We start from the raw sequence: 10,673 nt of genomic DNA, 5'->3' as shown, positions 1-10,673 counted from the left end.
TGATGTTGATAGGATGATTTCAGGTGTAAGAACTTATTAGTACAGACCTCTTAGTACAGACCTCGTCAGGCGGCCTGACTGTCCGCCAACGACTGCGTGATAAAGGCTCGAACGTCGCTCACCTGCCGGATATAACCAGTAAGCAACGAGGTAAAGCCCGGCTCATCCAGCGTATCAAGCGGGTGCTGAGTGCATAGCCGCAGGTTATCGAACTCATCCAGTGCCAGCCAGCAGCCACGCATCGCCGCCATTTCGAAATTGAGCAGTAACATCAGGCGGTAGATAGCGGGTCGCTCTTCCCCTTGCAGGTTCACTATCTGGCAGTGCAGCAGCAGGTTGTCGCTTTGTGCTGGCACTTCGATGACCGCCGCCTCTTGCCCCTGTGCATCATTCAGAACACAGATGCCGTTATTCAGCGTCAGTCGGGTGTGGTTAAACTGACTGAAATGTTGCAGCAAACGCGCCGCCTGTTGTTGTGCTGATGTCATGGTGTTTTACTCCTTAATACCTTAATGAACCGTTAATGGGGTTTCGCTTTTCACTGTTTTGCCAGCGTAATCCCTTGCTGGTGCAGATGATTGACCGCCTGCGACACCTCAGGATTGGCTTTAGCGATAGCCCCTTCCAGACTGAAACTGGCGGGGTTGTTCTGGTTCTGGCCGTAGCTGAAGTTAATTTTGCCCAGCAGTTTGGTCATGCTGACATCGGCACTGCTGCCTGCGCTGACAATCGGCAGCGGAAACGCCAGCCCTTCCTTATTTTTTACTGTTTGGGTGAAATCGACTGACTTGATACGCAGGTTGTTGCTGTCGCGGAAAATAGCCGCAATATCATCCTTACCCAGCGTATTGTTCTGGATGCCTTTTTCGACCCTTGCTTTCACCTCGTCTTTCAACTCCAGGCTGACGCCCGCGGTGGCATTAGTCAGTGACTGCATTTTTTGCACCACGGCTTTCAGCGCCGGGTTTTCCTCCATAAACCCATGAATACGTTCGGCGTTGGTGGGTGGCAGGTTATCGCTGACCAGCTTGCGCAGGGCATGGAAAATCCCATTGCTGTCCAGTTTGGACAGGTTAGCGTACGTGGTGCTGTAGCTGGCGCTATCCAGCGTCACACCCTGTTTTCCCGCCGCGTCATGCTGTCGAACCTTCGCCTGCAAATCCCTGATGGCGCCATACTGACCGTCGTCCACCGGGGTTTTCGCGTCAAAATGCGTATTCAGAATGGCCAGTTGTTCGCCAACATCCGTCAGGTCTTTCACGCCTTTCAGCACCTGCTGTGTCTCTGGGTCGGTAAATTTTTTCTTCAAGGCCGTCAGCAGGTTATCCATCTCACGATGTTCCAGCGGTTGTGCCGGTTTGAGCTGCATACTGATACTGTGATTGGTTTTGGTGTCCACCGTCATCATGGCCGACGCGCCGGTGGTTAGCGGGGCGACCCATGCACCATTCGGGTCCGGTCGGGTGATACCGGCGAAGGCGGTGGCGTTGGCACCGACGTTCACCTGGTTCATAAAACGCGCCCGGTTATTGGTGGTCGCACTCTGCTCGGTGAACGCCCCCCGTATTGTGCTGTGCTCATGGCTGGCCGACATCAGGTTCGCACCAGCACCCACACCAACAGAAAAACGGGTTGCTGAGGTCGGCACTTTGCCTTTTTTCGACGCAGCGGGTTTATCCGTCAGATTGACTTCGGCACGGGCATCAGCTGTCAGGGCGGCATCCACATCAAATTTAATGGAGAATCCCTCTTTGACCCGATGGTCGCTCCCCTTTGCCACCAGATCCAGCGGATTCACCTTGCCCTCTGTCAGGTTATCGATGAAACCGGGCAGCTCTTTTTCGCTCAGCGTGAATTTGAGGCCATGTTGTTGAACGGTTCCCAGCCCGGCGGAGAGACTGCCGCCAAAGCGAACATCCAACGTCATCGTGTGTTTTTTATCGTCGAAATCAAAACTCTTCTTAGCATCATTCGGTATTTGCCCGGTTGAGACCCCGACTTTGGCATTCAATCCCCCATTGCGCCCAAAGTTGACGTCAATGCCGTTATCACTGCGGCTGAACGTGAGGCTATAGGCACGATCGCCGGTTACCCCGCCGTTGGGCACAATCGGAAAAGTGGTGGCGTTGAGCACCACTTTGGCCTTCGCCGGTACATAGAAGGTGCTGGCCCCTGCGTTATAACTGCGGTTAACGGCCAGGCTTTCACCGTTATCCAGCGACAAAATGGTCTCTTTGAGTTTACTGGCTAACCCGGCCTTGTCGCTGGCATCCAGCGAGGTGCGAGAGGTCAGGTTGACGGCGCTTTTCTCGTTGCTAAACGCCTGAGTAAACGTTTTCACCGCATCGTAATCCGCCTCCAGCGCGCCAAACCGGGTAAAGCCCATATCCGTGACTTTTTTGACATCGTTATCACCGTAGTGGTGATCACGCAGCGCACTCAGGGCCGCGTGCACTGGCTTAAGATCAGCCGCGCTCGGTTGTTTACCGGAGAAGGCGGCCAGCTTATCAACGATGCCGTGCAGATCGCTTGCCGTCATGACATCCAACGCCAGACGTGATTTGGTCAGCGCCATCGCATCGCCCAGATCGCGGCGGGGCCCGGTTGCCACGCTGTCACTCTGGTAGCTCATGTCGACTTTTTTGGCGACGAAGGTGTTCAGCAATGCCCCGGCTTTGCTGTCTTTGGAAAGCGGTGCCGCGTCGATGACCGTCGACAGCGCCACACTCAGATCGTTGCCGGAACGCTTATCATTGATGGCTTGAGCCACCGCCTTGAATGCCGAGGGTTTGAAGGTGTCGTTGACCTCGCCGCCAGGTTGCAATACCCCCTGATGCTTGCCTAGCAAGGTGGCGGATTTAGCCGCACTCATTTCCACATCGTTCTGGAATGATTTCAATTCATCCAGTAACGGCTTTCCGGCCTCGCCTAAATCGAGTTTTTCCAGCCGACTTTGCAAATCTTCACGTTTAGCACTCCAGCGATGAGAAGAGACCGCCAGTTCCAATTTTTTAAACAGGTTGGCCTGCGTGTCGTAAAGCGGTGACAGCCCTTCCCGCCCTTTCAGGTGGTGTTGTGCGGCGTCAATCGGCTTTCTGGCTATCTCTTTCACCGTTTCTTTGACATAAGCTCCCAAAAAATCACCAAAGTGACTGTTGGTCTTATGGCTTTCCATCCCTGAGCGCCCCAGAACCTGTGCTTCCACTTTCCCCGTGAGGTGAGTCAAGGGAATGTGTACCGCTTTGGTCGCCCCCGCCAGCCGATCATAAGCCGCAGCGGCGGCACGCGGTGCATGCGTGTCGGGGGGTTCCGGTGTGGCGGTTTTCCAGCCATCGCTCGTTAAGCTGTGCTGCTGATGCCCGTCATCCACGATCATCGGCTCGTGGTTTTTACTGGTCGACAACCGCTCGGCCTTCACATTGTCCGGCAGCACAACCGGCTGCCACTGGCTACTGGCTCGTGCCTCTGCGTGACCCTGTAACGCCCGTTTATCCAGCCTGAATAACTGTCCGTCGTTATTGAGCGCGAACAGGTTCTGCTCCTTATCCAACGCCAGATGTTTCACTTCACCACTCAGCCCATCGGTCGGTAATGGCTGCGGCGGTATCGCCGCACGCTGTAAACCCGGCTTGTTAAGATGCAGTTGCAACGCGCCTTGTGCGGTGGCGGTAACATATTTGTTGCCATCTACCACCGCCAGTGCCCTGGTACCGCTGTTTTTATCCGGCCCGGATAACGGGTCACCCGCCGACGGAGAGTTACGTCCTTGCGTAACGGCAAAGACATTGTTATCGCCATGGGTCACGCTGTCGGCTTTTTGGTTGATAGAGAGCTTCTTCACCTGCCCTTCATCCAGCACGTAGGCCTGATTATCCAGGCCACGCGCCAGCTGAGTGGCACCCACCTCGGTTTTGGTCCAGCTCTGAGTGGTGCTGTCGAGGTAGTGAATTTTGCCGTCATGCAGCGCCATGGCCCCCAGCCGCCCCATGTCCATCACCTCATGCGCCGGTGGGTCCTGTTTGGTTAACCCGGCCTGATTCTCCACTATCAGTGCATCACTCAGATTCCAGCCGGGTGTGAACCCTTCGGTTTCCCCCGGCTTACTGCCATCTGCCAGTGGGGCCAGATGTTTCTGCCCGGCAGCGTCGTTAACCTGCGCGTGCATGGCACCGTGTTCATCCGCCACAAAAACTTGCACCTTGTGGTGTTCACCCAGTACCGCATTCAACGCCGGGCTGTGATACGGTTCCAGCTTCACGGTATTGTCACCAGCCGATGGCAACGCCCCGACAAACACCTTGCCTTCATCATCGGCAACAAACAAACGATGGCCTTCCAGCCCGACGGCTCTGGCGTTCACCTGTTCACTGCCGCGAGCCAGCGCCACATGTCCTTCGAGCTTCAGGTTGAGCGTGATGTGCTGATCTGCGGGGGCATCGGCTTTCGGCAACAGATGAAGCTGTACCGTGCTGTCCTCTTTTTCCGTCAATAACGCCACGTTGTGCTGTGCATTGGCGAAGAAGGATTTAATTTTGTCGGCAAACGGCGGCGATTCCTGTCCCGCCGACAGGTTAGCAAGGGTTTTATCCCCCTTCACGGCATACAATTTACCATCCGCCTGACTCGCCAGATGGCTGTACGGCGTATCGCTCTTTTTCTCCCATACCCGATCGGCATTCAGGCTATACAGTGCCTTATCATGAATCCTCAGCGTCTGGTTCTCGTTTGACGGGTCGGTGTGCACCCCTGTCAGCAACGCCTGAACCACCCGCCCCGGTTGTGGCAGGTTGATGGTAGTGACGCCACTGTGGTTAACGACAGACGCACGGACGTGTGTGTCATCCATCTCCAGCGCAAAGCTGGCCTGATGCTTGCCGGACAACGCCTGTGCGGCTTTACCCGCCTGCGCCGGAGCGCTGGAATGCAACGCCACCATTCTGTCACCGGCCAGATGCAGGCTAAACAGTCGACCGCTTTTATCCATCAGCACATGTTGGCTACCATCGCCGCTAGCCTGATGCGCAACAAAGGGCAACGCGTTCTTACCCACTGTTTGCGACAACAACGTTTTCAGGTGATCGGACACCCCATCACCCAGTTCAAGCCGCCCTTTTTTATCCAGCGATATCACGCTGCCTGACCCGGCCACCGCAGGCGTATTCGTAGCTGCCGATAGCGCGCGGTCTATCGCCCCTTGCATGCCCTGCAAATTGGGAGAACGGCCAATCTGCGCACCTTCACCATTGGGAAGCGACGGCTGCTGGCTAACGTGTGCGATACCGGCGTGCATTCCTGCCCGTTGCAGTGACGCCGACGTGGACTGCGCGGGCACGCTCGTACTGCCTTGCGTCAGTGTATGACTGCTTTGGGGGGCGGAGTTCTGGATGTCTGTCAACGACGGTTGTCGCTGAATATGAGTGATATTGCCCAACATTGGCCTTCTCCCGTGTGCTGGATTGAGTGCGGTGATGCCTGTTGAGTGGCCTGTGCTCGCCTTCAGTTCCGTCAGCCCACAGAATGTCCTCCCGCCGCCCCCAACGTGTGGGATGGAACCATCACGCCGCTTTCTTCACTCAGCAAACAGCGGGCATTTGCCGTGCTGACACGCGCTCGTTTTCGATAACGGGCATCCACATCCTGATAAACAGAGGCGAACTATGGCTGATATCAACATCACGCTAAGTCTCCCCAGTGCTGGCCTGAATGGCGGACTGGGTGGCGTTGGCGGCGCAGACAACCTCAATAATGGCCTGGGCGGTAACGGGCTTTCCGGCAATAAATCGAGTGCGCAGGACAACAAACTGTTGGAGGCGCTGGCGGTGATCATGACCGCGCTGCTCCCCAGTCTGCTGAACAACAAAGACGGTCAGAGCGGCGGCGACAGCCCTCTCGGGCGAACCAGTGATGCGCTCGGCGGCGGTGCGGGCAACACACAAGGCGGTGGGCAGAGCAACGGACTGGGCGGCGGGCTGAATAACGGCCTGAGCGGTCTGGGCGATGGCGCGGGGGCAAACGGTAGCCAGGGTCAAAACGGGCTGACCGATATGCTGACCAAATTACTGGACTTGCTGATGCCGAAAAACGGGGCGCAAGGCGGTCAGGGATTACAGGGTGGCGGATTAGACGGCGCAGGTGGTGGTGGCGGTGCGGGCGGCGCACAAGGCGCAGGCGGAGCATCCGGCCCAGGGGGAACGGGCGGTCTGGAGGATCTCAGTAAATCACTGTTGCAGGATTCGGGCGAAAACAGCCTCGGCAACGGTATTTCTCCAACGCAGGATGGCGGCGGCCAAATCAGTGATAACCCCTTGGTGAAAATCCTGATGGCGCTGGTAGCTATGTTGATGGAAAACCAGAAAAACCAATTTGGTCAGCCTCAGGGCGGTTCAGGTGGTGCTGGTGGCGCGGCACCGGTATCCGGCGGCAATGCGGCTCCCAGCAGCGGCGGTACGGCACCGGCTGCTGGTGACGGAGCTGCCCCTGTTATGAGCGGCACGGCACCTGAAACCGGCGGTATCGCGCCAACCGGGGCCAGCCATAGCGCCAGCGAACTGGCCGACGGCAAAGGCGGAACGCCATTCGGTATGGCACCAGCCCCTGCCGGGGCAGGCAACGATACCGGCAAAGCCACGGTATAACCGTCTCACGCGCCTGCTTGCGTTCTCCTGAATGAAACACATCAGGCGCGTTTTTTATTCTGTGAAAGACAGGGCCGTCTTGCCTGTCTGTTTTGGGAACGGTATCTCATCTTTGGGTTAAAGGGGCATATCATGTCAGATATCAGCATCACGCTTCGCATCCCCAGCGTGGGCCTTACGAACGGTGTTGGCGGCGCAGACCGCATAACGAATAACGGATTGAGCAATAACGGGCCTTCCGGCGCGCAGACTTCGCGTGGAACTCCGGCCTCGGCCAGCACATCCAATCTGGAGAATCTCAGCAAATCATTACTACAGGATGCCGGTGAAAGCGCGCTCGGTAATAGCATCTCTCCCACACAGGATGGCGGCGGCCAAATCGGCGAGGATCCGCTATCGAAACTGCTGCTGTCACTGATAGCGATGCTGATGGAAAACCAGAAAAATCAGCACACCCAACCGCAGGCTGATAGGGGCAGCGCCCTCCCTGCCAATGGCGCTAACGGCGGAGCAGCCCCTTCTGTTGGTAACAACGCGAGGAGCAATAATGTGGCGAACAGCAACGCGACGGGGAATACACCTGGCGTCACACCAGGTGATACCACCGGTTCTGTACCCACCAGTGGTTCAGGTAAATCAGGCCCGGTGTCCTTTCCCACGGCGGATAACGCTAATGCTATCGTTGTGAATGAACCAATCAAAGTCGGCCCGGGTGAGGTCTTCGACGGCAAAGGTAAAACCTATGTTGCCGGTCCGGCATTAGGTGATGGTGGTCAGAAGGAAGGACAAAAACCCCTGTTTGAAGTCGCTGACGGCGGTTCAGTCAAGAATGTGATTTTTGGCAACAACGCCGCCGACGGCATCCATCTGCACGGCGATGCCAAAATCGATAACGTGCACTGGACTAACGTTGGCGAAGATGCACTGACGGTGAAAAGCAACACGGGTAAACCGGCCAATGTTTCTATCACCAACAGCAGTGCACAGGGCGCAGCTGACAAGGTATTCCAGCTCAATGCCGATGCCAATTTCAGCGTCAATAACTTCAAAGTGAAAGATTTCGGTACGTTTGTTCGCACCAACGGTGGTCAACAGGGTAACTGGAACATCAACCTGAGCAATATCGATGCCCAGAACGGCAAGTTCTCCTTCGTCAAAAGTGATAGCGAAGGGCTGAAAGTCAACGTCAATAACGCCAGTCTGGATAACGTCAACAATCACTACAAAGTGCCTAAATCCACCACGCTGCAAATACACTGACAGGAAATTCATCATGACCGAACATGATATCGACACCCCTACCCGTTGGACTGAACTGGTCGACCGGGGCGGATATATCACACCAGCGCAACGCCAGGCATTCGAGCAGGCTATTCAGATGGTTACCCGACGTTTCAATCTGGTTTTGAGCAAAAAAGAATTACCGCGTAGTGGTCAGTTCGACTTTGACGCTTTTGTTGACTCGCTGGAGGCCGATTTTCTGAAAAGCGTGGATACCACGTTGGACCCAGAAATAAACAGCGACGTAGGACAAACCGCATTCTGGGTCATTCGCCAGATAGCCGATCATTTGATTGCCCTGCAACGACAACGGCATGCGTTATAGTCCGTTAGCACTCCACCTCACAAGCCAGCGCCAGACGCTGGTTTTTTTACGCCTGATGCCGGTGTGGCGTTTCATCTTGTAGCGCCGCATCCACTCCTCGTAAAATAAAGCGCTCAGACAACGGAGATAGCCATCAGACCCTTCAGGAGGTAACAGGTTATGGATTCGGGACAACGAGCGCTCATCATTGGCGCCTCTCGCGGGCTGGGGCTCGGCATCGCCACCGCACTGCACCAACAAGGATGGACAGTCAGTGCGACACGACGTACGCCGTCCACCGTAACAGATAAGCTGGCGGTACACTGGCTGGCGCTGGATATCAATGACTCGTCACAACGCACCGCTTTTTGCCAGTCGCTGGTCGCAACCTCGTTCGATTTAGTGCTGATTAACGCCGGGATTTATGGCCCTGAACACCAGGATGCTACCGCCATCGAACCTGAACAGTTGGTGCCGTTATTCCTGACCAACACACTGGCACCGATTGCTCTGGCATCAGCATTACTGCCTTGTCTGGCCCCTGGTGCCACACTCGCATTCATGACCTCACGACTGGGTAGCCTGACCGAAAACCCCCATGCCGAACTGCCTTTTTACGCCGCCAGCAAAGCAGCGCTGAATATGCTGACGCGTAGCCTGAGCGATGCGATAGCCAGCCGACAAGGCACATTGCTGTCATTACATCCCGGCTGGGTGCAAACCGATCTCGGCGGCGGTAACGCACCCCTTACGGTGGAAACCAGCGTCAGTGGATTACTGCAGCAAATAACCGCTTTTCAGGGCGAAGGCGGCCACCACTTCGTCGATTATGCCGGTAATCGATTAGCCTGGTGAGGCAGGTCAATCACGGTTGATAACGTAGTCCCATTCACCATAGCGGCTTGCCAGCCGCTATCAGAAACAAGAGCCAGGCTGACGGCAAGAGCGTGGTTATCAACCAACACGGCAGTGATGACAAAAGTTTGTAAAACGAGACAGCGAGGTAGCGCTCCCGTAAGCTGGCGTTTAACCTACCGCGGCCTGAACGCTACGCGTCATACTGCCGATATATCACATGAACCGATACATGATATGAAAAAGAAAAAACGCCTGCGCGCCATCGTGCTGATACTCCTGCTCTTGTTGATCTACGTAAACCGTGAGTCGCTTAACCCGTTTGCCCCTGACTGTACAGTCCGTTCTTCGGCCAGCGATGTCCCGGCTGCCTGTCGCAAACCGGTGAAAGAAGTCGCCCCCGGTTTCGAACTCTGATTCCCCTGCCAAACGCGGTGCTTGTGCCGGGACACAGTGAGTCCCGGTGTCGAGGCTGCGATTTATTTTTTCGCTTATTATGATTTCATGATAATAAATTTACGCTTTCCTTACCCTTGCAGTTATTTATTTCAATCCATTTCTACAATATCGTTTTTCTTTCTCTATCCTTACAAACATTACGTTTCACCTTTTTCTATGCTATTAATAGAAAAATAAATCACCATCTTTTCATCCGATTGATTTTCAATCTTTATTGAACCGTCTCCACGCCAACTCCCCCTGATAGAAAAATAATTTTAATTATTCTATATACCTATGCGGCGTCGTGTATTTCATGCACGTGTCGACAGTAGTTAATTTTCTGGCAAATACTACAAGGAGAAATATCATGGTGATGTCCATATCCTCCAACTACTCGGGGTTATATAATTCCGTGTTGCAGGTATCCGGCGTCAGTTCCACGTCGTCCTCCTCATCTTCTGTAACGGCGCTCCCTTACCGTAAACAGGATGATGATAAAGAGGGGGGATTGTTTTCGTCTTTGGTGACAGCGTTATCTTCAATTGGTATTACGCTTGGCACCAGCAGTACCTCGGAAACCAGTTCCACGACATCTTCAACATCCTCAACAGACAGCAGCACGTCGGACACCTCGTCTTCCAGTGCGAAGGAAGCCGTGGCCACCTTCCTGCATACGTTGATGGATACCCTGCACAGCATTGGTGCGTCATCCAACTCATCGTCGTTGTCTGACAACCCGATGAAAAATGACCTGTCTTCACTGATTAGTGCACTCTCTTCCGATTCCTCTTCCAGCAGTTCTGTGTCGAGCAGCCAGTTGAGCGAATTGCAAAGTGCGTTCAGTTCAATGGTCACCGCTCTGGGTGGCGATAGCAGCAATGCATCGCTGTCGACTTTCCTGCAAAGCTTTTCCTCTTCGCTGGCTTCCGCCTCATCACAAGGCAACCTGGTTAATACCGCCGCCTGATGGTCGTTCGCCCGAGACTCTTGCTCCGCCCTGCCAGCCAGGGCGTTTTCCTCTTTGTCTGTGATCCATCAGCCTTTTCCACACAATCAGACCATTCTTTTACCCAACCCAAAACAATTAGAAAAAATTAACAGTATCGCTGTGCAACACCCGATTTACCGCCATTTAATTCCAGAAAAAATGGCGTCAC

8 protein-coding genes are annotated in these 10,673 nt (G+C 54.8%); 6 read left to right on the top strand and 2 right to left on the bottom strand.

The annotated features are described in order from the left end of the window. Positions 1-65: 65 nt before the first annotated feature. Both DD586_RS09930 and DD586_RS09925 read right to left on the bottom strand, forming a co-directional pair. Complete coding sequence (locus DD586_RS09930) at positions 66-488, bottom strand: type III secretion system chaperone (RefSeq protein ID WP_012884678.1); 423 nt, start codon at positions 486-488, stop codon at positions 66-68. A gap of 50 nt (positions 489-538) precedes the next feature. After that, positions 539-5,434 (bottom strand): AvrE-family type 3 secretion system effector, encoded by a 4,896-nt coding sequence (locus DD586_RS09925; RefSeq protein WP_012884677.1) that lies wholly within the window; start codon positions 5,432-5,434, stop codon positions 539-541. 223 nt (positions 5,435-5,657) lie between these two features. Here DD586_RS09925 and DD586_RS09920 point away from each other — a divergent pair, with 223 nt between their 5' ends. The 6 genes from DD586_RS09920 (at position 5,658) to DD586_RS09895 (ending at position 10,483) form a co-directional block, all read left to right on the top strand. Beyond that, a complete protein-coding gene (locus DD586_RS09920; protein WP_012884676.1) occupies positions 5,658-6,635 on the top strand; it encodes a hypothetical protein in 978 nt (325 codons plus the stop codon). A 132-nt stretch (positions 6,636-6,767) separates the two neighbouring features. Next, a complete protein-coding gene (locus DD586_RS09915) occupies positions 6,768-7,895 on the top strand; it encodes a pectate lyase (protein WP_012884675.1) in 1,128 nt (375 codons plus the stop codon). A gap of 13 nt (positions 7,896-7,908) precedes the next feature. After that, entirely contained in the window at positions 7,909-8,241 is a 333-nt protein-coding gene (locus tag DD586_RS09910) for a hypothetical protein (protein WP_012884674.1), read from the top strand. 159 nt (positions 8,242-8,400) lie between these two features. After that, complete coding sequence (locus tag DD586_RS09905; protein WP_012884673.1) at positions 8,401-9,075, top strand: SDR family oxidoreductase; 675 nt, start codon at positions 8,401-8,403, stop codon at positions 9,073-9,075. A 237-nt stretch (positions 9,076-9,312) separates the two neighbouring features. Continuing rightward, a complete protein-coding gene (locus tag DD586_RS09900; protein WP_041164407.1) occupies positions 9,313-9,492 on the top strand; it encodes a hypothetical protein in 180 nt (59 codons plus the stop codon). 391 nt (positions 9,493-9,883) lie between these two features. Then, entirely contained in the window at positions 9,884-10,483 is a 600-nt protein-coding gene (locus DD586_RS09895) for a hypothetical protein (RefSeq protein WP_012884671.1), read from the top strand. The last annotated feature ends 190 nt before the right edge of the window (positions 10,484-10,673 follow it).

Origin of the sequence: Dickeya parazeae Ech586 (assembly GCF_000025065.1) — a bacterium.
GTDB lineage: Bacteria > Pseudomonadota > Gammaproteobacteria > Enterobacterales > Enterobacteriaceae > Dickeya > Dickeya zeae.
This window is presented reverse-complemented; position numbering and strand designations above follow the sequence as displayed.

Bases quoted from the DNA above. Each gene is read 5' to 3' on its own strand.
- DD586_RS09930 (WP_012884678.1), bottom strand. From the start codon at position 488: ATGACATCAGCACAACAACAGGCGGCGCGTTTGCTGCAACATTTCAGT.
- DD586_RS09895 (WP_012884671.1), top strand. From the start codon at position 9,884: ATGGTGATGTCCATATCCTCCAACTACTCGGGGTTATATAATTCCGTG.
- DD586_RS09925 (WP_012884677.1), bottom strand. From the start codon at position 5,434: ATGTTGGGCAATATCACTCATATTCAGCGACAACCGTCGTTGACAGAC.
- DD586_RS09920 (WP_012884676.1), top strand. From the start codon at position 5,658: ATGGCTGATATCAACATCACGCTAAGTCTCCCCAGTGCTGGCCTGAAT.
- DD586_RS09905 (WP_012884673.1), top strand. From the start codon at position 8,401: ATGGATTCGGGACAACGAGCGCTCATCATTGGCGCCTCTCGCGGGCTG.
- DD586_RS09900 (WP_041164407.1), top strand. From the start codon at position 9,313: ATGAAAAAGAAAAAACGCCTGCGCGCCATCGTGCTGATACTCCTGCTC.
- DD586_RS09910 (WP_012884674.1), top strand. From the start codon at position 7,909: ATGACCGAACATGATATCGACACCCCTACCCGTTGGACTGAACTGGTC.
- DD586_RS09915 (WP_012884675.1), top strand. From the start codon at position 6,768: ATGTCAGATATCAGCATCACGCTTCGCATCCCCAGCGTGGGCCTTACG.